The sequence below is a fragment of the Roseburia sp. AF12-17LB genome (assembly GCF_003479605.1).
GTDB classification, from domain to species: Bacteria; Bacillota; Clostridia; order Lachnospirales; family Lachnospiraceae; genus Roseburia_C; species Roseburia_C amylophila.
In genome coordinates this window covers 246,002-267,948 of sequence record NZ_QUHR01000003.1, presented here as the reverse complement: position 1 = coordinate 267,948, position 21,947 = coordinate 246,002, and the positions used below count along the sequence as shown (strand labels likewise).

Here is a 21,947-nt window from a genome sequence, read left to right as displayed (position 1 = left end):
GCAAGGGAAAAAATACAAGCCATTATTGATAAAATTAAGCCTGATACGAGAAACATGGAGGAAGTAATTTATCCCTCTTTGACAGAAGAGGAAATACGTTCATTAGAACAGCAAATTGCTTTGATTGGAGAGAAAATTATAAAGGATAAGTTATATGAGATGTTATATAAGTGTAAATATAATTCCTTGGACTTACGGCAAAAGAAGATAAAAATATATGAAGAAAAAATTAAACGACTTCAAAATGAGGAAGATATATGATACCAATATATTTTAAAAATGGAGCAGTAAATAGGTTATATCATTTACTGCTTAATGTGAAACCAAGACAAAGAAGTAAAGTAGAATATCTTAAAAATATTCGAGCAATTAATAAGTGGTGCCTTAAAAATATATCTGTAAGAGGAAAGAAATATTCGTTTCCGGATGTTATCAAAGCAGACTATGATGAAATTGTTGAAATTGCGAATGTGTATAATTCAAGACGAACAAAGATACCTAAAAAATATAAGAAGTTTATAATAGAGACATTGTATAAACAAAGGTTCCCAAGGCAAGAATTTGTTGAAGAATTGCAAATTACAGTGTGCCCATATTGCAATAGAAATTTTGTTAATTCAACCTATAAAAGAACTATGTGTGATTTAGATCATTTTTATGATAAAGAGACATATCCTATACTTGCAGTTTCTTTTCATAATTTAGTTCCTGTTTGTCATGCATGTAATCATGCTAAGGCAAGTAAATCAATATCATATTCACCGCATAATATGAAGTTTAATACGGATGATTTACTGTCGTTTGATTTTTTTATCGATGGAATGGATTTCTTATCTGATAACCAGCAAATAGGCATAGAAATAGATTGTGGCAGGGAGTTTGCGACAAATGTAAGAGAATTGAAATTGAGAGAAGTATATCAAATACATTCAGATATTGTGCAGGAATGTATTAAGAAAGCAATCATGTTTAATCCAAAATATATGACGGATTTATTTAATACATATAATGGATTATTTGAGTCTGAAGAAGAACTTTATAGAATAGTATTTGGAAATTATATGGAAGAGTCTTTTTATGGAAAAAGACCATTATCCAAATTGACAAAAGATGTATTGAGTAAATTATTAATAGAAATTTATGGCTTTAATATGGAATAAAATGTACAGCGCAAGGGCAGCTATAGACCGTAAAGGTTTGTAGCTGCCCTTTTTGTATTTATGGACTTTTGGACAAAATGACCAAAAGTGGAAAGGAACAAAAAATGAGTAGAAAAAATGGAAAGAAGTTATTGATTGCGATTGCAGTAGGGGCAGTTGTCGTAAAGGCAGTGAGGGATGTCATAAAGGCAAAAAGGCAGTAGGAAGCACTTAAGGCGGCTTTCGATGATTTTTATGAGGAAGAACTGAACTGGTGGGACAGGGAACATGAGGAAGGAGCTAATATCATGAAGAGATATGGTTATCACAGAACAAGTACAAGAGAACAGCATTTAGACAGAGGCATTAAGGTGATTACAGCCTATTGTGAGCAGAATAATCTGGGGCTGGAAAAGATATTTACTGACCAGCAGACAGGAAAGAATTTTAATCGTCCAAGATATCAGGTATTGAAAGAGGATGTATTAAGAGCGGGTGACGAGTTAATTATTACTGAGGTAGACAGACTTGGTAGAAATAAGCAGGAGACATTAAAGGAGTTGCAGTATTACAGGGATAAATGCCGGACGAAGTAGAGCGTAAAGGACTTGGTACTCCTGCAACAAGAGCTGGCGTAATTGAAAAGCTGGTTCGTATTGGCTTTGTAGAACGACAGGGTAATAAGAAGACCAAATATTTGGTTCCTACCGATAAGGTAACTTCTCTTATTACCGTTATGCCGGAACAGATTCAGTCAGCATCTATGACAGCTGAGTGGGAGCAGAAGCTTTTGGAAGTGGAGAAACAGATTCCGAAGTCTATTGATCCAATCGAAGATGTGGGAGCTGGCCCATCTATTAGCAGAAATCATATGCGCGGTATCGAGGACATGGTAGAGCAGAATGATAACTCCTTTGATGGGATTATCAATAATGTGCCTGCAGCTCCTGTACCGGATTTTGCTGAAATCAATGAGAAGGCAGATCAGGAAGATATTGCAGCTGATACGAAAGCTTCTGTGATGGAAAAGATAAAAGAACAGCAGGAGAAGGTAAAAACAGCTCCGGTTCATGTTCCAGAGAGAAAGGCTCCTGAGATTTGTCCTTGCAGGGAGATGTAGCCATGGATAACAGAACGGTGCAGTTTCATTTCTTTGCTACACTGGGGGAAGCTAAGCTGATTCGTGACAGGGAAAAGGAAATCGGCATCCTGAATGAGAGTGCATATCTTAGAAAAATGGCGATTGATGGTTATCTCATACAGATGGATTTGAGCGATGTCAAAGAGGCTGTAAGGCTTCTTGGCATCACTTCTGCCAATATGAATCAGTATACGAAAAAGGCGAATGAAACCGGAAGCATCTACAAGTAAGATATTGATGATATAAAGGCTCACCAGGATGAATTGTGGCAGGTAATGAAAAGTATTCTGCAAAGGTTATCTACGATTTGAGAAAGGGGTGAATGCGCATGGCAGCTACTAGACTTATTACGATGCATCAGAATAAAGGAAAAAGCGTAGCGAAGTCTCTTAGTGACAGAACAGATTATGTCAAGAATGGTGAAAAGACTGAAAACGGTCAATTCATTAGTTCTTACGCTTGTCAGGCTGAGAGCGTTGATGAAGAGTTCATGTTATCAAAACGAGAATATGAGCGCCTTACTGGAAGACATCCTAATGGCAATATCATAGCTTATCAGATCAGGCAATCCTTTAAACCAGGTGAGATTACACCGGAAGAAGCAAATCAGGTAGGCTATGAAACTGCCATGCGATTTACCAAAGGGAATCATGCTTTTATCGTAGCGACACGTACAGATAAGGCTCATATTCATAATCACATTATTTTTAATTCTACGAGTCTTGACTGTACCCGTAAGTTCAGAGATTTCTTTTTTTGTAGGTTTGGCTCTGCAGAGATTATCAGATATCATCTGTCTGGAGCATGGCTTGTCTGTCATTGAAAAGAAGAAGCCAAGTGAGCGTGTTAAACGAACAACTTATCCTGAGAAGAAATCCTTCCGTGATGATATTAGATATGTGATTGATCAGGTTCTTAAGGAAGGTAGCGCAAAAGATTTTGATGAGCTGCTTTATAAACTGGAAGATGCCGGATACGAGATTAAGCGTGGAAAGCATATTTCTCTAAAGGGAAAAGATCAGAAACGCTTCATCCGGCTTTGTTCTCTGGGTGATGGCTATTCAGAAGATGATCTTAAGAAGATTCTTGCTGGTGAGATGGAGCATGCTTTCTTCGATAATGAAAAAGTTGAAAAGCAGCCTAAGGCTTACCAGAGGAAAAAGGAAGATCATGAGTTTGACCTTCTTATCGATATTCAAAAGAAGCTGGCTCAGGGCAAAGGAAAATATTATGTCCGCTTTGCCAAGAACTTTAATACCAAGCTGGTAGCCAAGGCAGTTTTATATCTGAAGCAGCATGACATTCGAAGCTACAATGATCTGGAGAAAAATGTGAAAACAGCAATAACGCGATTTACGTAAATTTCAGCTTCCATTAAGAATAATGAGAAGCGACTTGCTGAGATTTAGGTTCTTAAGAAACATATCTTTGATTACTTTAAGGCCAAAGACGCATATGCGGATTATCGTAAATGCGAATACAGCAAGAAATTCCTGGAAGAGCATAGACAGGAAATACTGCTTCATAAGGCTGCCAAGAATGCCTTTGATGAGCTTCATCTGAAGAAGCTTCCTAAGGTAAAAGACTTAAGTGCCGAATATGCCTAGATCCTTGCAGAAAAGAAAAAGCTGTACGGTGAATATCGTCAGGTTAAGAAAGATATGCAGGAGATTCAAAGAGCAAAATACGATATCGATCAGTTCCTTAAAAGCGATGAAGAGCAGAAGAAGGAACGTGTCAGAAAACACAATATCACTCGATAATTCTAATAGGGAATCTGTAGGTTTAAGACTTATAGGTTCCCTTCTTTTTTCATTTCTGAAGAAAATTCCAACAGCAAAATAAAGCGATTCGTAAGAATTGCGTAGCCAAGCGATTAGCTTGTTCAAGGGGATTGGGAATGTGCCATCAACGAGCGGATAGTAGCTTTTTGTACAAAAAAGCACTGCTCGCCACTTTGTGAAGACGCGCCCTAACACCATCGAAGATGGTGCCGCGCGAAGCGTGGAATCAGTTAAAAAAGCACGAATAAATGACTTGGGAGTCCATGTAATGGGACAGTAGTTTTGTTAAGATTTATATATTGATTCATTGATGATTGGTTTCGTTAATATCAATAAATATCAATAAATATAAGATAATACATTGATTTAGTAGCAAAAAGCTAGTAAAATATCATTAAAGTGATATTCAAGATAACTATACAATGTAATCTGGAACCGGAGGAAACATATGGATCAATTACAGGATAAATGGATAGGGCTCGATGAAGCCGCAGAGTATTTGGGGATTAAGCCAGTAACTTTACGAAAGTGGATTAAAGAAGGCAAGGATGTTCCAGCACATAAGATAGGACGTCTTTGGAAATTTAAATGCTCCGAACTAGACGAGTGGGTAAAGAGCGGAAAAAGTATAATAGAGTGAGGTAATTATGATTAGACTTGCAACAGCATTTAGTGGAATCGGAGCAATTGAGCATGCATTAAATCGAATGGGACTCGAAAATGAAATTGTTTTTGCATGTGACAATGGTGATGTAAACATTCTTACGAAGGATGTTGATACAGATATTGATGAAATAGAAACAGAATTAGAATCGCTTTCTGAACTGATTGAGGAAATAAGCATTAATGACAATGTGGAAGATCTTTATAAAAACCAGTTGGAAGGTATGCTTAGAGCATCAATGACTGAATTTCATGAAGTGGATGAACAGTTAAATAATGTCGAAGAAAAAGACAATGAATTGCTTAAAAATACTACAACCGAATTATTAGATTCTAATGTATTAAAGGCCAACAGAAAGAAAGAATATAGTAAGAGACTTGCGGAACTAGGAAAGGGATCTTTCGCAAATAAGAGACTTGAAGAGTTTCTGCTTTTATTAGCATTTTCAAATGATTTTAGAGACAACAATGACTTACTTGAAAAAGCAGGACTTACGCAGAGTGTTACAGAGTTGCTCGAAAGATTTGAAAATGATAACGGAAGAAAACTGATTCGAAGAGTTATAGATCTGGCTCAAAGAACCAGTATGCTTCACGAAAAAATTAATTATCTTCGTGTGCAAAGGAAATTAGATTCACTTGGAGAAGATTGGAAGGCTCGCAAGAAGTATGTCGATTCATTGTACGAGGACCTTGAAAAGAGAAACAAAGTTAAAGCAAGTTACACTGCTAACTACGACATCAAAGAAGATGATTTCCATTGGAATATAGCATTCCTTGATGGAAAACAATACGCAGGAAAGGTTGATCTATTTGTTGGTGGTAGTCCATGTCAGTCATTTAGCTTTGTTGGAAAACAGAGAGGATTAGATGATACTCGTGGAACATTGTTTTATGAATATGCACGTTTGATTGATGAAATAAGACCAAAAGTTTTCATATATGAAAATGTGCGAGCTGTTACTTCTCATGATGGAGGAAAAACTTGGAAGAAGATGCAGCAGGTTTTTAGTGAGTTGGATTATAGCTTTAGTTGGAAGGTTCTCAATGCTAGAGATTATGGTGTTCCTCAAAATAGAGAAAGATTATTTGTTGTAGGTTTTAGAAATGATCTTGATCTTGATGTTGAGTTTAGCTTTCCACAAGCAATTGAGCTTGAAAAGAAAATGCAAGATTTCTTGTTGGACAATGCACCAGGTGGTTATTTCTTACCAGAAAAGGGTGTGGACTTTGTGACCAGTGAGAAAAATCTTTCAAAGAGATTTACACAGATAGATGGAGAGGTTCAGCTTTGTCAAAAGAAAAATCAGCAATTTAATTGGCATGGAGATTTTGTATTCCAAAGTGAAGAGGATGCAGAAAAGAATCATATTCCGGATTTAGAAAAGTACTATCTGTCTGAAAAAGTGAGAAAGTATGTATTGTCTACTGGAACAAAGAATTTTTACAGCAAGCCGGAAACAGATCTTGAGGTTGCGCGACCATTACTAACTACTATGCATAAGATGCATAGAGCAGGAGTTGACAACTATGTGACGACTGATGGCAGATTGAGAAAGCTTACACCAAGAGAATGTCTAAGATTGATGGGATTTTCTGACAGCTTTAAAATTGTTGTTTCAGATACCTCAATGTATCAACAGGCAGGAAACAGTATTGTTGTTGATGTCTTGATTCATATTATGGAGCAAATATTATTAAGCTATCCTAAGCTTAATGATTAAATAGAAGGAATGGGAGGTTGTATAATATGTCATTTACACCATTTGCAAGATATAGAAACTTTACATTAGCTAATCTCAAATCATTACTTGAAGTTTATCCTGATATGGCAGGCTCTATTTCATGGGATTTTGCTAAAGACTTAGCTGAGGAGCGATTGAAAGGATATAAAAGAACTGCTTATCAGCAAGCATGCCAACTTGGTTTAGAAGATAGATCAACAAATAGCTTTAAGGTACATAATTATTTATATACTTTTGATGACAATAATCTGACACGATATCTTGTTTTTTGGTTTAAGACGTATTATGCACCGAACCCTTATGTAAAATCAGATGATGAGGCGTTTCTTTTATATTGCCGATTATGCGAGGATATTCTACAGTCAGAGAATCATTCCGTAAGCTTTGAGAAATTTGTTGAAAAGAATATCGGTGGAAAAAGTGATGATATTTTGCTTAACGTCATAAAGGCATTTGCTGCACCAGTTAAATATAAAAAAGTTGGAAATGATGATATTTTGTATGTTTCTGACGAGGACGTTACTGCGGTTGAGAGCGAAATGGCGTTTATCAAAACAAACTTTCCGATAGGTGAAACAAAATCTGAACGAGACTTCTTTGAAAGATTTTCATATCAGAACTTTTGTAAGTTTTATAATGAACCAGAAGATCCTTTAGTTAAGGATGGAGAGGAACTGGAAAATGTTTATGACACAAGAATTGAGTTGCCTTTCAAGCAATGCAAAAAATGCGCACAGCAGTTAGTTGATTGTATCTATGGCATAGATAAGTTTAAAAGGATATCATCGCTTTTGAAAATAAACGATAAGAATATCAAGATAGTCACTGATGATTTGGGAGGTAATTACCTTAGATATATTTTCCCGAGAACTTCATCTGATTCATATAATGATGAGTCTAGAGTGTTTTTGGAAAAAGAATACGAGATACCAGTTGATGATAGTTTAGAAACCTGCAGATTATCTAATCAATGGGTTAGCACGGAATTGAATGAAGCAACATCAAGCGGTCTTTCGCTTATAGCTTTAATTAGTATTATTAATGCCAATTACTCAGATGTTATAAAGATTTATGAAGAAGACGGTAAGTGGTATTTAGACATACTCATGAGGGAATTTAAGCTAGAGGAATTACCAAATTGTTTTGATAGTGATTTCGCACAGCGTTATATCAGTTCATTAATTGCAAAACCATTTGTAATTCTTACTGGTAATAGTGGTACTGGCAAAACGAGAATTGCAAAGCAGATATCGCAGTATCTTGAGAAAGATGTTGATGGAAAAAGAAATTGGTTAATCGTTCCAGTTGGGGCGGATTGGACGGATAATACTAAAATGCTTGGTTTCTATAACCCATTGGAAGAGAGATATGTTTCTACACCGACACTGGATTTTATACTCCAGGCGAGTGAGAATGTGAGCATTCCACATTTCTTAATTCTTGATGAAATGAATCTGTCTCATGTAGAAAGATATTTTTCGGATTTCTTAAGTGCGATGGAATCAGATGAGGAAATACCTCTTTATAAGAAGCCGGTTCAAAAGGGGGATACAGAAGATTCCAAAGACGTGATTCCTGAAAAGATTCGTCTTCCTAAGAACTTATTTGTAACAGGAACAGTGAATATAGATGAGACAACATATATGTTTAGTCCTAAAGTGTTGGATCGTTCGAATGTTGTTGAATTTAAGCCGAAAAAGGATGATGTTCTTAAGCTAATGACAGGAGCCACTGATGTCAACAAAGTTGAAACGGCTGATTTTGGAGTGGCTGAAGGATTTGCGGTTCTTGCATCGGAAATCAGAAATGGCGTTTGCAATGTTGATGCGGATGTACTTGATCAGATTAAATTATTCCTCGATGGTATTTATGATGAGTTACAGGAAAGCGGGTTTGAATTTGCTTATCGTACTGTCAAGGAAATCCGTCAGTATTTTGCAGCAGCATGTGAGTTGCAGAAGGAAGGGTTTAGTCTTACAAGGACTATGGATGAGCAGATAGTTCAGAAGATTCTTCCAAAGATTTATGGTGATAGAAAGCAGATAGGAGAGCTGTTAAATACTCTCGAAACTAAATGCAAAAACGGAGTTGGAGAGTCTTCAGAAGAGATGACTTTATCATTGAAGAAGATAGAGCAGATGAAGAAAAGACTTGATAAATATCAGTATGCAAGCTTTATGTAAGAAGGTGTTTTAATGGGCATAGCAGCAGTTTCATTTAAAGATAAAAATGGAATAGAGATAGTGATTTATCCGCAGGGCGAGTGGGATACTATTGATTTTAACGTAGCTAATGAAGAAGAAGGCACAGATATGATTGCCTATGAAGAAAAAGAAGCTGCGTCTAAAGCTGCGCTCTCAAAGCTTGATATTGCAACTTCAGTGGATGGACAGAAAATATTAAGACTACGTGAAACAGCTACTTATACATGTAGATTAAAGGGTGATATTCAAGCTGGTTCGGAACAGATTTGTAAGAATCTCAGTTTCCCAAATGAGAATAACAATAAATTTCTCAAAGTAACCAGAGATAGAGATGCATTATCCTTTAGATTTATTAACTATCTGGGAAGAACACATTTAAAAAATTCTTTAGATGAAACTGTAGTCGATTTTGAAATAGTACCTCAGAAGATGAATTATGAAGAGGACTATATTGAGTTGACTAAAAAGATCGCCGAAGAGTGTGCAGAAATCTTACTGGAGTATTCAGGTGTTACATCAAACAGATTTGATACATCTGATACCAATAGTGCCAAAACACTTTTGGAGCAGTTTATTTTTTTGAGGAAATTCTGTTACTCACATAACTTACAGGCTCTTTTCGGACATATAAAGCGTAATCCGGATAGAATGCTTATGAAGGATGAAGTCCTTAAGCCAATTGGACAGGGCTCTCCAAGTGCAAGCTTTTATTCCAGCCCTTTTTCTCATAGTAGAGGCTGGCAGATGGTAAATGGAAAGCCTATGCCTCAGGAAGTTGCTGTGACGAGAAAGTATGACAGTCTTGATACAGTTGCAAACCGTTTTGTGAAGTTTGCTTTGAAAAAATTTAACTTGATATGTAGAGAACTCTGTTCAAGTCTTGACGCCGCAAAAAGAAAAAATGCAGGACAGAATATGTATACGGAGTGCTATCGGGAGGCTTTAGAGATTCAAAGAATTACTGATGACATTTTGAGAGATCATTTCTTTGATGATGTAAGAGAACTTACGATTATGCCACAGAATAATCAGGTACTTGAAAAGAGAGAAGGATATAGACAAATCTTCTATGCAGCAGCTATGGTTGATCTTGCTCTTCAATTGAATTGGGAGGGTGAGCAGGTGGCTTATAGCGGCGAATCTAAAAATACGGCATTGCTGTATGAGTATTGGCTGTTTTTTGAGCTTAGAAAAATTATAAGTTCAATCGAGAATTGCCAATGCATACAGGCTTCTGAAAAGCCGTTCATCAATACTGACAATGGTCTAACTATTTCATTAAGCGAAGGTCAGACTTCTTGTCAGGCATTTCTTCTCCCTGATTTGGGTACAAGAGTGAATCTGTATTATAACAGGACCTTTTCAAGGGAAGAGTTTTCCAATACAAAATATGCAGGATCATATTCAAGACCATTTAGACCGGATTACACGCTGGAAGTGTATCCTTCGGATTATCTTAAACCTGAAGATGCCATCAGAGAAGGTGCGGTAAGCTACATTCATTTTGATGCAAAGTACAGGATAACGGATCTAAGATCTTTTATCGGACCTGATGAAAATGAAATGACTGAGGAGCAGATAAAGGAAGAAGTTGAAAATGATAAACAGGATAGCGTAACGAATACATACAAGCGAGGAGATCTTCTGAAAATGCATACATACAATGATGCAATTAGAAGAACTGTAGGAAGTTACGTCCTGTATCCTGGAGATTTTGATTCAAAGACAAAGAATTACAGACTCTTTGAGGAGGTTCTTCCAGGAGTAGGTGCTTTTGCAATCAAACCAAGTATTCAGACGGACAGTGAAAATGTATTGAAGGATTTTATATATGAAATCATTGAAGCACGTAGCAGAAAATACAGCAGACTTAACCGTATGTTGTCTTATAGCAACCTTGTACTTGGTGAACCTGTGATTAGTACGTTAGATAAAAGAACTACAGGTAAGGAAAAGGACAATAAGAATATCCATAATGATTTGTGTGTTATCGGTTATTTGAGACATGATTATTATGAGTTACTGAGCAGAGAAGACCTTTTATCTGAAGGCAGGACGTTTGTCTTTTATTACTATGCTATTAAGGGTGAATCAGTGTATTCACATCATGAAGATATAGGAAAAGCAAAGTATATTCGCTTTTATCAGAATGATATTAATGCTACGGGTAGATATGAAATAGAGCCGCTTAAAGGAATCATAAAATCAAGAGAATTGGTTTCAAAAAAGCAGCTTGATGATTTACTGACAGAGAGTGGTTCTAACGATGGTAAAGAAAGATCCGCAGATTTTTATTATGTTCTTAAGGTGGAGATAGTAAGCTGCACTGAGCCAAAGATTAGCTGTAATAATAGTGATTTGAATGGCGTGAATGGAAATGATACATTCAGTCCGCATTCACCTAAGGTTGTAACTGAAGATTGGTTATTAGTGAAATCTTGAAAGATGGTGAAGTAATATGAGCGATAAGCTTACACCGGAAAAAAGAAGCTGGAATATGAGCCGGATTAAGGGCAAGGATACAAAAATTGAGGTGGAAGTCAGAAAATATCTGTTTTCAAAAGGATATCGCTTCAGAAAGAATGATAAAAGATATCCTGGTAAGCCGGATATTGTCCTACCAAAGTATCATGTGGCTATATTTGTTCATGGCTGCTTTTGGCATCGGCATGAAGGATGTAAAGATGCGACAACACCAAAAACGAGAACGGAATTTTGGCTTGAGAAGTTTGATAAAAATGTCAAAAACGACCAGATAAAACAGGAAAAGCTTAGGAAGCTTGGGTGGAAGGTAATTGTTATCTGGGAGTGTGAGATAAAGAAGGATTTGATTAAGACTATGGAATGGTTGGAGCAAGAAATAGAATATCATGATATTGAAGGGAGATTGAGATAGATGGGCTTGATAGCACCGATTAGCGCAATATATTCATGGGAGGGTTATAAATATCAGGGCAATATAGCGCTGTATGTCACACTTTCTTATATAAAGGATATTTTGTCAAAACAAGAGACACTAGATGACTATGAAGTTCAAATTGAAGGAGAGGAAGATTTTGCTTTACTGAAGAATGGCCAATACAAGTCTTTGCATCAGGTGAAGCTGGGGGCAGTTAATCTTGATGATAAAGATAAATTTGCTTTTATCGCTGAAATTATTCAAAATGACGCAGAAATGGGTTATTTTCATGTCAATTCAAATAAGCATATTCCAAGTGACTTTTTAGAAAAGGCGTATTCGGTTATTTCGAATTTGAATATTGAATTTCAAAAAGATGTTGTTTCAAAAGGTGATTTAAATGCGTCAGATAATCCTGATGATTATATTGTATTGGAATCTGTTACAGCTAATACTGTGAAGGCTTCGAAATATAGCATTATTAAATATAATACAAGAGGAAAAAAAGATAGGAATTCTGTTGAGAATGCTATTGAAAGTATACGGAACGAGCTTCAGCAACATGTGAATGAGATAGAAAATAGAAAACACATTTATTTATCCGCTAATCCGGATGGTGTTGAAGACCGGTGTTTTGTTGAAGAATGGCCAATAAAATTTGATGATATAAAAGAGGTAAAAAAACAAGGTGTTCAGCTAATTAAAGATATACTTGCTATGGTGCATCCCGAGTGGACATATGCGGATGATAAATATTGTGGTTTCTTGTATGAACAGGGGTTAGGCCTTATAGAACAGTATGTGACAGATTTTTTTATTCAAAAGAACAAGAATGATAGATGCATTATCTCATTTAGTGAATTTTATGGATTAATAGTTAAAGAATACTATAGCAATTATGACGATAACAAAGAGTTTAAGTATTTTCTAGTGCTGAACAAAATAGATGAGGTATTTATAAAGTTTAGAGAAAATAATTGTAATCAAAATAATTGTGAACAGTGTGCAAATGCAGAAACCTGTAATCTGTTGAAACAACTTACAGAATTGTCAGATAGGGAGATTGAAGAACAGCATAGCTTAGTTTTTAATCTTCTTTTGCAAGAACCAACAGAGAGTATTAATAATCTTCCAAGTGATGAAACAATCGAAACACAATTGGTTGAACTGTTAAAGGATTTGTCTGTCTTAACATTGAATGAGAAAAATATAATTACGGCTTCATTGAATAAAGAGTTTTATTGGTTATCACTTGATGATAGTCGTAAAAAAGAAAAACTTAGAGAAAAAATACAAAAAGGAATAAGAGAAAATCCAGATAAATCGTTCCTTTATGAGTGCGATACTTTAATTACTGGTCGTCTAAATGATGAGACATTTAAGATAGACGGTTCCAATGTGAATATACTGGAAAGAAATCAGCTGGAAGAAATAAGGCATATTGTTTCTAGCAATATAGAAGATGAAAAGGCTGATTGTAATAAACCTAAAATAATACGCTTGGTTGATGCTGAGCAGGCAAAAGAGGAATTACTGTAATGAGAGAGTTAATACAACAGATTTTTAAAGCATATGGATTTGGTGAAAAGTGGCAAGATGACAGTATTGAATTTTATGCTGCTGAATCAGAAGATAAGACAAGCTTTTTTCTGATTGATTATATCGAAGCAACTGGCGAAGGCATAACAGATGTAGAAATGCTAACAATGTTAAAGCAGCTTGAAAAAGATTATATTGATGAGAATACAAATGGAAAGGGTGTAAAAAGAAAAATTCAGGAGTTGTTTGTGAATGATAATGCAAGTATAGCTGCACAAATCGACAAAAACACATCTGCAATTTATCCGATCAAATTGGAATCATTAAATAATTTGGATAAGTATAGGAATCTAATATATTCGGTTGAAGAGTCACCTCACTATTTTAGAAGATTTGTTTTACCCTATACTGACAAGCAGGTGGACGAACTAAAAATAATTATTTCTGACTATCCAGAGAAAAACATAGTGAATATATTGAGTGAAATTGCTAATCAGGAAGAAGCGTATTATGAACTTGCAGGACATCGGAACTTGGATAATGCTTACGAATTAGTTATAAGATTATTTTCTAAAATACCTTTTTTGCAATATAATTTTGTCGCGCAGCAAAAGCCGATGGCAGTTGAGAAGCGTATTGAGTCAGAAATGGACGCTGAATTTCTTAAATATCATACTTTGATTAGCAAGAACTGTGTGGATATAGACGAATATATAAAAGTTTTAAACTTGCCTGAAGATGATGCTGCTATTGAGGCTGAGATGAAAAAGAGACTGGAAAAGAGGGGATAAGATGCAGTATAAAGTAAAGTCTGTCAGACTTAAGAATTTTAAGTGCTTTGATGGTTCAAAGTATTACGAATTTGTTTTAGATGATACAAAGAATCCTATTATTCTCACAGGTCCGAATGGATTTGGAAAAACAACATTTTTTGACGCAATTGAATTGGTCTTTTCTAATAAAATAACTAGGTTCAATGAGGCTATTGAAAAAGGAAATACTGATCTGCAAAAAAATGTGTTACTGAATGAAGCAGATTCTGATGGCTATATAGTTTGCACTTTAATAAATGAAAAACGTGAGTGCTTGTCTTTGATTGCAAGAATAGATCATGGAATGCACAAGGTCAATTATTCGGATTCTATAACGTATGGAATGATAAATGAGAGTATCTCCACTGAAAATTTGGATGTATGTATTAGAGAATATTCAGATTGGAGAAAAAGTATATCTGAGTTTGATGTACTAAAGTATTCTAAAGAGAATTTTGCTGTTTATTATTATGTATCTCAAGCTGAATCTGTACATTTTTTGAAGCAGTCTATAACTCAACGAAAGGATGCAATGAATGCGTTACTTGACCTGGGAGATGTGGATAATTGGGTAAAATTTCTTCAGGATAAATTAATTGGAAAAACTGCATCTTCCTCTAATGTTGTAATAAATGAAGAAATTAAATCATTAGATGTCAAGATAAATGAAGATATCGATCAGCTTAGGGTGGTTGGTGCTATTGATGAATCTGGTTGCGAATTTGAATTTTTTAACATTATAAATCTTGGAGATATGGATAGTGCTCCACTTTGGGATTCCGAAAAACTTGAAGAGGTCGATATATCAGAACTTGAACGTGGAGTAAGGGACATTGATAGAATTTCACATTTGGTCAAAGACTATGAAGACTATAAGAATCATTTGTGGAACAAGAAGCTTGAAGCTGCAATGGTTAACGGGGTAGAAGATTGTTTATTAAGCCGTGATTATGTGAAGGATAAAAAAATAGATATTGGTGGTATTAAGCATATTATAGAGTCGAAGAATCGAGTAATAACGATTTTTAATAATAGCGCTTTCTTAAGAAGTAAAGAGATTGTTCCAAGTGATTATAGTGCGGATGGAATGAGGAAACTAAAGCAGTTATTTCCAGAAAGCGTTCGCTTCGATATTGAAGATGTACAAAGTATGTGCACAAATCTGATTGAAATGAGTAAAACTCTTTCTTCTAAACAGGCAGTAATAAAGAAGATGGAAAGTGCCAGAATTGCATTGTACGAAGCAAATGAGGAATTCGATGAAAATACAGACAAATGTCCGTACTGTGGTCAGCAGTATGGGGAATCAATAAAATTGAAGGAGGCATATGAAGCAGCTCATGCTCTTTTAGAAAAAGAAAATGGAGAGGAATTAAAGAAATATAATGAACTGGTAAAACAGTTGGAGGAAGCTGTTAAGGAATCCCAAAATGCTTTGAATAAAGAAATTGGGGCTCTTAATGATTCTGATGTAAGTGTTATTTTAGATGAAGTAAGGCGATTATCTTCCTTTGTTTCTGACAAGAAGAGGGTAGAAAATGTTGAAATGCTTATTCCATTGATCAGAGGGGATAAAGCTTTTGATGACATGGGAAAACAGGAACAAAAAAATGAATTACAAAGGATGTTTATAGAAGCTAAGAGAGTTTTCTCGAATGAAGATTTCACAAATAATCTTTCTTTGTACGCCTATGATTCTTTATTAGAAGAATATCCTGATATAGAGTGGACGGAGCAAAATCTATTGCAGGATGAAAAAATGGTTGATAACAAGAAAGGCTATATTAAAGCTGCAATAAATTCAAAGAAGAATGAAAAAGCCAATGAAATTAAAGCTCGCATTAAGAAAAACATTAGAAGATGGAAAGCTTTAAAGGCGATAAGAGAAGATTTGAAGAATATACAGAAGTTATATTCTGATGCAATCGAATCTTATAAGAATCAGATTTTGAAGAGACTGAGAGTGCCATTATTAATCTATACTGGAAAGATTTTGCAGGATTATCAGAATGGTTTAGGCGTATTTATCAGTAAAGATGAGATGCGATTTGTGACAAATGGGGATGTGAAGCACGATATCCTTAATACGTTCAGTTCGGGACAATTATCGGGATTTGTTTTGGCGTTCCTTTTTTCTATGAATAAGCAATATGTAAAAGAATCAGAAGATGATCTTGGATTTATTCTTATAGATGATCCGGTTCAAACAATGGATGATATTAATATTTCGTCAATGATAGAAGTACTTCGTAATGATTTTAAGGATAGACAGATTATCTTATCAACTCATGAAACAGATAAGGAAAATTACATTTTGTATAAGTTCTTTAAATACAATAGAATTGGACAATCTTTTAATGTTAAAGATCAATTGTATGGTGTATAAGCCTTATAGGCATTGCGAGTTGGTTGATTTATGCATTGATATAGCAAGAAAATAAAGCGACTTATTTATAATGTGTAAAGTGAAGGTGATGATTTGGAGGGAAAAAGAATTTACAAAACAATTTCAGAATTATGTTTTTGGGATTGCAGAACGCAATTAAAGAATATTTAGAACATGTCTGCTATACTGGAAAAATAGATGAAGTAGAAGCTTATTTGGTTGCATCTATTCATGCGTTAATGGATTATGCAGATAGATTCTTAGAGAATGATGAGAGTATTTTAGCGTGCCGCTATGTAAACAATACAATCAAACATGCAGGAGGATTTGTAACTCATAAGGAAATAACTGGAGGTTTGACTTTTCCTATGTTCTTTCCTTCAGAATTCAAGGAAATAAAATTTATATGGAAAAATAATGCAGGTTTAGAATGCCGTTATATCAATCAGAAAGAGGCTTACATACATTATTTTTCTGGTAAAGAATTACTTGAGACGTTGAATCCCTTAGCGGATATGATTGAGAACGGGATTGAAAATAAATTGTGTAAGTGATTTTTTATGGTGATTGTATTATGACGGTGTATATGAGGACTTTATTATGAGAACCAGTTGGAAAGAAAAGAGGTAAGAAGTGATTATTTCTAATGAGCTTTTAAAAGCATTGAAAGCTTTATTTAGGGAAATTTCATAGATGAAGAGACTGTGGGACGGGTTTTGGCTGCTCCGCAGTTTTCTGCCGTATCAAAATCTTCTAGACGCATGGAAAACAAGCTTTTAATGGTTCCGGACTTCTTAAGAAAAGAAGCGGTTGATAATGAACAAGCCGATTATATGCTTTCGCCAGATTCCGCAGCATTTATGGAACCAGAGAAGATAGGTCCACTTGAAAAATCTGATTGATAATCTGGATGAGCCTTTTTCTGAGATTTTACTGAAGCTTATTGATACCAAGGATATGACGGATGTTGCTGTCTATAAAAGAGCCGGAATCGACAGAAGGCTTTTTGCCAAGATCAGAAAAGGTCAGGGATATATCCCAAGAAAGAAGACAGTAATTGTGAATAGTCTGGGCGGTATTACACCATCTGTCCGGTCATAGGATACCGCAATTCCGGAACTGGGAAACCGCTATTTGATTTTTTCCATATACAGGCGGTCCGGTAAAGCCTGCATTCGCACCGCAGGAGCGGCTGGGGCTTGACAGGACAGCCCTGTATATGTTTGTTAAGCAATCAAGCGGTTTTAAGGTAGCTTATACCGCTCGGTGAATCGGTATCCATTTAGCCGGATTCTTGGTATTGAGGCGCCGGAATATTCAAATTGCCTTGTCAATTGGCCTGCAACTTTCATTTGAGGAAGCAGAGAGTCTGATGAAGAGTGCCGGATATGCTTTTTCTCACAGCAGAAAAGCAGATGTGACTGTAGAATATTTTTTTAGAAATGAGATTTACGATATAGATACGATTAATGAAGTACTGTACTGGTATGATCAGCCGTTATTGGGCTCGATTGAGGAGAAGTTAGAATGAAAAGTCAATAACATCTAATAGGAGAGATAGAAGCGTGATAGATTATGAACGATTTATGAGACAACAACTAAAAAAGCTTAATCCTGTTCAACAAGTGGCGTATTCTTTGATTAAAGGAGATGCCAGATTTATATTTACGTTGATAGACATATCTAAGGAGCCATCGAAGGCAGATAATAACTATATGATGATGAGTCAGCCATATATCGGATTGTTTGCGAATGGCGCAGAACAGTGGGGGCGAAAGGTTGGATTACGTTTTGTACCAAACTTTAGCACAGAAGAGAACACATATTATTCATTGCTTAGACAAGGGCATAAATTATTAGATAAAACGTATAAAGAGTACAGACTTCAGCTTATGGATACTTTGAAGCAATCTGATGATTACTTCTATTCTATAAGGACTCCTTTGTCTATAGCGACGAACGTGTACTATAATGTTGGAACCGATATATGTCATGGTGAATATTGTGGAAACACAATATTGTGCGGTATTTATATGCCATTCAAAGGGTTTGATAATAGTATGGGTCCCAAAATAAGAGATATGAGTGTTGTTACAGGAAAGTTGGCCAGTTTTTTTTGCTTAGGGAAACCATATGTATATGAATATGATCACCTTTGCGAATTATCATCTCCTGACTATCATTTTTTCAATAATTGTCCGTTGAAATTAAATAATGAAGTTGGGTTCGTTTTATTTTCTATTTTGTGTAGCATAAACTATTGTATAGTATTTGTGGAAAAATATATCACGGAGGAAATTCCACAAAAATTTAAGTTCTGTTATTTGATGTACTATTACCTTTGTGATTTTATTTTAGATTTAAACAAGGAAACCGGCTTGAATCTGTTTTTGAATTCTGATTTAAAGAACAGAGAATTGCGTAATTGTTTGGCTCATTATGGGTTGGGTCAATATATTAAGAATTCTGATATAGTTCAATCTGATGTATTAAAGGGACTTACTATTAAAGCCTTTAAGAAAGATTATTTTGAGGCGAAGGAAGAATTATATAAGTTTATGAATGAACTTGTAGATCAAATAAAGAGGATTATCTTTTAGCTGTGATGGAATTAGTTCAACTGTGCTCAACTGTTGTTGATTGGTTTTCAATTGCTTTCAATTGGCTGACTGTCCTTATTAAGGGACAGTCTTTTTGCTACAATTAGAATCATAAAAGGGGGAGTGCACGATTTTCGCGGCTTGTCGACCATTGCAAACTTTTTGTAGATTGTTATTGCAAACACATGTTCGAAGTATTATACTTTTAATCAGGAAGTAACGAAAGCAGATTGCTTCCCTTAGAAAGGAGCGGCGTATGAGACACAAATCTACAGAGCTTATGGGTACTATTAAGACATTTGTAGAAGAATACTACAAGAATTATCGCCACTCACCGTCTACAACAGAGATTGCAGATGCGATCGGTATTGCCAGAGGAACTGCATATAAGTACCTAGTAGCCATGAATGAGAATGGCATGATCAGATATGATGGCCAGCAGATATCTACTGAACAGACCGAGAAGGTTCAGACAGAGTTTACAAGTGTGGCACTACTTGGTGCTGTTTCCTGCGGCGTTCCTACGCTGGAGGAAGAGTATATAGAGGAATATGTGTCATTGCCTGCCTCGATGTTTTTCCGAATGAGAGATATCAACCTTGATAGTCAAAGGAGGCGTGATGTTGGTGAGTTTTGCGGAGGAAAAAACTGGGGAATGTGTGTTATGTTGCCACAGATGTGGGGCATTTCTTATGGAGTCAGCTAGTACAACTTCGTATATGGTTTGCCCAGAATGCGGTGCCCGCCTTGTTGTGTGCGTGAAGAAAAGCAAGGTATCCGTATTTGATGATACTAGATCTGAGGAGGAGCTTGCTGCAAGACTTCATCTTGAGGGAAAGTCTGCAATTTCCAATTATGAGAACAACAGCAGAGGTGTTTCAGCTGAGATGCTTACCCAGCTGAGCCGCCTGTTTCATGTATCTGCTGATTATATATTAAACGGTGACTCGCCGGATAATCTTGATCCTATTGTTAATGAAGCAATAGAGATTCTAAACAATCTGAAGACTGAAAAGTCGGAGCAGTCTGCTCTTGCAATGCTCAGACAGATTCAGATTCTTGAGAGTTAAGGTTCACAGTTTGTGTACCATTTGTACACGACCGCGTTAACGATTCCAAAGGCTAATCCAATTAGAATTGTATATGTAAAGAAGTTACGAAGCAGCGCGCAGCTTTAGTGACATCAATCGGACTTTTAAGGAGGATCAGATGGAAACTAAGGCAACTATTATTAGAAAATATGCAGAGGCAACACTTGAAACCAAGGTGGATATAATCTGCAAGTATTATCCTCAGATAGATGGAATCATTAATGCACGTATAGCAGCTATGAAATACATCATCTGGGAAGAGAAAGAAAAGAATAGAAGAGTCGATTATGGTGAGTTGGGTGTTAGAGTTCAATCCAGAAATGGTTACAGTGATCCAACCGGCAACGAAGCATCTTTTCGTGCAAATTTGGAAAGTGCAATCAGAAAGTGCGATTTTTCGGGAGATATTCTAGAGGGAATTGATAACTCTGAGAAGATCATTGAAGAAGCTTATATTCTTAAGGATATGATGGAAATACAGCATCTATATGAACTACAGGTTGATTGCCGTGTAAGTGAGGAACGCAATTTATTTCAAAAGTATTTGAACCAAGAAATGAATCTCACAGATATAGCTTCAAGTTGTGGGATTGAGTATCACTCAGCAGTAAAGAAGATTACTAAGATTCGCAAATCTGTTAAGCAGGAAATAACTGAGATTTTAGAAGTGGCTTCGTGTCATGTCGGCACAAAGTAAGGAGGGGTGGTTGTGGATAAAAAAGATAAACTCCTCCGTTACTCCATACAAGTTAGTTATTTAGGAATATTACTTCGCGAGTGACTTTTAACAGATGAAGAGTATGAAAAATGTATGAGTTCTCTCAAAGGCGACTACGGAATAGTATCTGACATACTTGTGGATTAGTGGGCTATTGGTAGAATTCAATATAGGAGGTTCAGAACATGGAAAATGAAGTAAGTATTATACGTGCGAAGACTTCTCTGGAAGATCGCAGAATGCGAGGTAAAGAAATTGTTCGTAAAAGGGTAGCAGCTTATTGTCGTGTAAGTACTGATGGGGAAGAACAGCTTAATAGTTTTAGTTCTCAGGTAAAGTATTACACAGAGCTGATTGAAAAAGAATCGGATTGGATGATGGCTGGAGTATATGCAGATGAAGCTATTACAGGAACTCAGGTTTCTAAGCGTGAAGGTTTTCAAAAAATGATAAATGCATGTCTGGACGGGGAGGTTGATATGGTTATTACCAAATCAATCTCCCGATTTGCTAGAAATACCTTAGATACCTTGAAGTATGTGAGAACTCTGAAAGAGAAAAATATTGCAGCCTTTTTTGAGGATGAAAAGATTAATACATTATCTATGGATGGTGAGTTGCTGCTTGTGGTTTTAAGCTCAGTGGCTCAGCAGGAAGTAGAGAATATTTCAAATAATGTAAAAAAAGGCCTGGCAATGAAGATGTCTAGAGGAGAAATCGTTGGATTTGTTGGTGCTCTTGGTTATGACTACGATCCTGCAACCAAAACCATGACAGTTAATCAGGAAGAGGCAAAGATTGTTCAATACATTTTTAATAGATATGTCTCTGGGGCAGGCTCATCTACTATTGCTCGTGAACTTGAAGAAATGGGAGTTCCCAATCCTTCCGGTTCTAAAAAATGGCATCAGACAACTGTTGCAGGTATTATTCGTAATGAAAAATATGTTGGGGATTTGCTACAAGGTAAGACATTTACAGTAGATTCTATATTACACAGAAGACTGGATAACTTAGGAGAGTCTGATAAGTATCTGCTGAAAGATCATCATGAAGCCATTGTTAGTAGGGAGGTATTTGATAAGGCACAGGAGATTCTTGCTAAAAGAGGTAAATGCCGCTCGAATGCCAGATTGAGAAAAGATGAGTATAGGACTCTTTATACCAATAAGTATGCATTCAGACTGTAAGTGTAGATGCGGTTATTGTGGCGCAACTTTGACAAG

23 protein-coding genes and 1 pseudogene are annotated in these 21,947 nt (G+C 35.9%); all 24 read left to right on the top strand.

All coding sequences use genetic code 11. The annotated features are described in order from the left end of the window. Positions 1 to 54: 54 nt before the first annotated feature. Positions 55 to 261: a hypothetical protein gene (locus DWV68_RS05765; protein WP_118665257.1), complete on the top strand. Its 207-nt coding sequence runs from the start codon at positions 55 to 57 to the stop codon at positions 259 to 261. Beyond that, complete coding sequence (locus DWV68_RS05760; RefSeq protein ID WP_118665255.1) at positions 258 to 1,160, top strand: hypothetical protein; 903 nt, start codon at positions 258 to 260, stop codon at positions 1,158 to 1,160. The genes DWV68_RS05765 and DWV68_RS05760 overlap by 4 nt, the downstream gene beginning before the upstream one ends. Positions 1,161 to 1,447: 287 nt before the next feature. Next, positions 1,448 to 1,735: a recombinase family protein gene (locus tag DWV68_RS05750; protein WP_118665313.1), complete on the top strand. Its 288-nt coding sequence runs from the start codon at positions 1,448 to 1,450 to the stop codon at positions 1,733 to 1,735. After that, positions 1,720 to 1,944 (top strand): annotated as a pseudogene (locus DWV68_RS14970) (DNA topoisomerase); the annotation flags it as partial. The gene DWV68_RS05750 and the pseudogene DWV68_RS14970, both read left to right, overlap by 16 nt. 317 nt (positions 1,945 to 2,261) lie before the next feature. Beyond that, complete coding sequence (locus DWV68_RS05740; protein ID WP_330419932.1) at positions 2,262 to 2,510, top strand: plasmid mobilization protein; 249 nt, start codon at positions 2,262 to 2,264, stop codon at positions 2,508 to 2,510. Between the two features lie 98 nt (positions 2,511 to 2,608). Continuing rightward, positions 2,609 to 3,103, top strand: coding sequence for a relaxase/mobilization nuclease domain-containing protein (locus DWV68_RS15150; RefSeq protein WP_330419931.1), 495 nt, complete (start codon positions 2,609 to 2,611; stop codon positions 3,101 to 3,103). Continuing rightward, positions 3,090 to 3,641 carry a relaxase/mobilization nuclease domain-containing protein gene (locus tag DWV68_RS15145; RefSeq protein WP_330419930.1) on the top strand — a complete coding sequence of 184 codons (552 nt, stop codon included), beginning with the start codon at positions 3,090 to 3,092 and terminating at the stop codon, positions 3,639 to 3,641. Before DWV68_RS15150 ends, DWV68_RS15145 begins: the two co-directional genes overlap by 14 nt. Before the next feature lie 871 nt (positions 3,642 to 4,512). Continuing rightward, positions 4,513 to 4,704 carry a helix-turn-helix domain-containing protein gene (locus tag DWV68_RS05730; protein ID WP_013281303.1) on the top strand — a complete coding sequence of 64 codons (192 nt, stop codon included), beginning with the start codon at positions 4,513 to 4,515 and terminating at the stop codon, positions 4,702 to 4,704. 7 nt (positions 4,705 to 4,711) lie between these two features. Next, a complete protein-coding gene (locus tag DWV68_RS05725; protein ID WP_118665251.1) occupies positions 4,712 to 6,451 on the top strand; it encodes a DNA cytosine methyltransferase in 1,740 nt (579 codons plus the stop codon). A gap of 26 nt (positions 6,452 to 6,477) precedes the next feature. After that, positions 6,478 to 8,655: an McrB family protein gene (locus DWV68_RS05720; protein ID WP_243089460.1), complete on the top strand. Its 2,178-nt coding sequence runs from the start codon at positions 6,478 to 6,480 to the stop codon at positions 8,653 to 8,655. Positions 8,656 to 8,667: 12 nt separating this feature from the next. Next, positions 8,668 to 11,118: a DUF2357 domain-containing protein gene (locus DWV68_RS05715; protein ID WP_118665247.1), complete on the top strand. Its 2,451-nt coding sequence runs from the start codon at positions 8,668 to 8,670 to the stop codon at positions 11,116 to 11,118. A gap of 16 nt (positions 11,119 to 11,134) precedes the next feature. Beyond that, positions 11,135 to 11,572 (top strand): very short patch repair endonuclease, encoded by a 438-nt coding sequence (locus tag DWV68_RS05710; RefSeq protein ID WP_118665245.1) that lies wholly within the window; start codon positions 11,135 to 11,137, stop codon positions 11,570 to 11,572. Next, positions 11,573 to 13,114 carry an ABC-three component system protein gene (locus tag DWV68_RS05705; RefSeq protein ID WP_118665243.1) on the top strand — a complete coding sequence of 514 codons (1,542 nt, stop codon included), beginning with the start codon at positions 11,573 to 11,575 and terminating at the stop codon, positions 13,112 to 13,114. Continuing rightward, on the top strand, positions 13,114 to 13,905 hold the full coding sequence (locus tag DWV68_RS05700; protein ID WP_118665241.1) for an ABC-three component system middle component 1: 792 nt from the start codon (positions 13,114 to 13,116) through the stop codon (positions 13,903 to 13,905). Before DWV68_RS05705 ends, DWV68_RS05700 begins: the two co-directional genes overlap by 1 nt. Before the next feature lies 1 nt (position 13,906). Beyond that, positions 13,907 to 16,312: an AAA family ATPase gene (locus DWV68_RS05695; RefSeq protein WP_118665239.1), complete on the top strand. Its 2,406-nt coding sequence runs from the start codon at positions 13,907 to 13,909 to the stop codon at positions 16,310 to 16,312. Between the two features lie 137 nt (positions 16,313 to 16,449). Continuing rightward, a complete protein-coding gene (locus DWV68_RS05690; RefSeq protein WP_147404529.1) occupies positions 16,450 to 16,866 on the top strand; it encodes a hypothetical protein in 417 nt (138 codons plus the stop codon). Between the two features lie 150 nt (positions 16,867 to 17,016). Then, positions 17,017 to 17,214: a hypothetical protein gene (locus tag DWV68_RS05685; RefSeq protein WP_118665235.1), complete on the top strand. Its 198-nt coding sequence runs from the start codon at positions 17,017 to 17,019 to the stop codon at positions 17,212 to 17,214. After that, a complete protein-coding gene (locus DWV68_RS05680) occupies positions 17,198 to 17,413 on the top strand; it encodes a hypothetical protein (protein WP_118665233.1) in 216 nt (71 codons plus the stop codon). The genes DWV68_RS05685 and DWV68_RS05680 overlap by 17 nt, the downstream gene beginning before the upstream one ends. Positions 17,414 to 17,684: 271 nt before the next feature. Continuing rightward, positions 17,685 to 17,843, top strand: a complete 159-nt coding sequence (locus tag DWV68_RS14365) for a hypothetical protein (protein ID WP_156454670.1) — start codon at positions 17,685 to 17,687, stop codon at positions 17,841 to 17,843. A gap of 34 nt (positions 17,844 to 17,877) precedes the next feature. Further along, entirely contained in the window at positions 17,878 to 18,912 is a 1,035-nt protein-coding gene (locus DWV68_RS05675; RefSeq protein ID WP_118665231.1) for a hypothetical protein, read from the top strand. A gap of 256 nt (positions 18,913 to 19,168) precedes the next feature. Then, positions 19,169 to 19,618, top strand: a complete 450-nt coding sequence (locus DWV68_RS05670; RefSeq protein ID WP_243089458.1) for a LexA family protein — start codon at positions 19,169 to 19,171, stop codon at positions 19,616 to 19,618. Continuing rightward, complete coding sequence (locus DWV68_RS05665; RefSeq protein WP_197420819.1) at positions 19,605 to 19,982, top strand: helix-turn-helix domain-containing protein; 378 nt, start codon at positions 19,605 to 19,607, stop codon at positions 19,980 to 19,982. Before DWV68_RS05670 ends, DWV68_RS05665 begins: the two co-directional genes overlap by 14 nt. A 139-nt stretch (positions 19,983 to 20,121) precedes the next feature. Next, entirely contained in the window at positions 20,122 to 20,700 is a 579-nt protein-coding gene (locus DWV68_RS05660) for a hypothetical protein (RefSeq protein WP_118665228.1), read from the top strand. A gap of 206 nt (positions 20,701 to 20,906) precedes the next feature. Next, positions 20,907 to 21,911 carry a recombinase family protein gene (locus DWV68_RS14685; RefSeq protein ID WP_243089456.1) on the top strand — a complete coding sequence of 335 codons (1,005 nt, stop codon included), beginning with the start codon at positions 20,907 to 20,909 and terminating at the stop codon, positions 21,909 to 21,911. Positions 21,912 to 21,947: the final 36 nt, after the last annotated feature.

Excerpts from the sequence above, each read along its gene's own strand:
- DWV68_RS05765 (WP_118665257.1), top strand. The coding sequence starts at position 55 with ATGGAGGAAGTAATTTATCCCTCTTTGACAGAAGAGGAAATACGTTCA.
- DWV68_RS05760 (WP_118665255.1), top strand. The coding sequence starts at position 258 with ATGATACCAATATATTTTAAAAATGGAGCAGTAAATAGGTTATATCAT.
- DWV68_RS05750 (WP_118665313.1), top strand. The coding sequence starts at position 1,448 with ATGAAGAGATATGGTTATCACAGAACAAGTACAAGAGAACAGCATTTA.
- DWV68_RS05740 (WP_330419932.1), top strand. The coding sequence starts at position 2,262 with ATGGATAACAGAACGGTGCAGTTTCATTTCTTTGCTACACTGGGGGAA.
- DWV68_RS15150 (WP_330419931.1), top strand. The coding sequence starts at position 2,609 with ATGGCAGCTACTAGACTTATTACGATGCATCAGAATAAAGGAAAAAGC.
- DWV68_RS05730 (WP_013281303.1), top strand. The coding sequence starts at position 4,513 with ATGGATCAATTACAGGATAAATGGATAGGGCTCGATGAAGCCGCAGAG.
- DWV68_RS05725 (WP_118665251.1), top strand. The coding sequence starts at position 4,712 with ATGATTAGACTTGCAACAGCATTTAGTGGAATCGGAGCAATTGAGCAT.
- DWV68_RS05720 (WP_243089460.1), top strand. The coding sequence starts at position 6,478 with ATGTCATTTACACCATTTGCAAGATATAGAAACTTTACATTAGCTAAT.
- DWV68_RS05715 (WP_118665247.1), top strand. The coding sequence starts at position 8,668 with ATGGGCATAGCAGCAGTTTCATTTAAAGATAAAAATGGAATAGAGATA.
- DWV68_RS05710 (WP_118665245.1), top strand. The coding sequence starts at position 11,135 with ATGAGCGATAAGCTTACACCGGAAAAAAGAAGCTGGAATATGAGCCGG.
- DWV68_RS05705 (WP_118665243.1), top strand. The coding sequence starts at position 11,573 with ATGGGCTTGATAGCACCGATTAGCGCAATATATTCATGGGAGGGTTAT.
- DWV68_RS05700 (WP_118665241.1), top strand. The coding sequence starts at position 13,114 with ATGAGAGAGTTAATACAACAGATTTTTAAAGCATATGGATTTGGTGAA.
- DWV68_RS05695 (WP_118665239.1), top strand. The coding sequence starts at position 13,907 with ATGCAGTATAAAGTAAAGTCTGTCAGACTTAAGAATTTTAAGTGCTTT.
- DWV68_RS14365 (WP_156454670.1), top strand. The coding sequence starts at position 17,685 with ATGAAGAGTGCCGGATATGCTTTTTCTCACAGCAGAAAAGCAGATGTG.
- DWV68_RS05670 (WP_243089458.1), top strand. The coding sequence starts at position 19,169 with ATGAGACACAAATCTACAGAGCTTATGGGTACTATTAAGACATTTGTA.
- DWV68_RS05665 (WP_197420819.1), top strand. The coding sequence starts at position 19,605 with ATGGAGTCAGCTAGTACAACTTCGTATATGGTTTGCCCAGAATGCGGT.
- DWV68_RS05660 (WP_118665228.1), top strand. The coding sequence starts at position 20,122 with ATGGAAACTAAGGCAACTATTATTAGAAAATATGCAGAGGCAACACTT.
- DWV68_RS14685 (WP_243089456.1), top strand. The coding sequence starts at position 20,907 with ATGGAAAATGAAGTAAGTATTATACGTGCGAAGACTTCTCTGGAAGAT.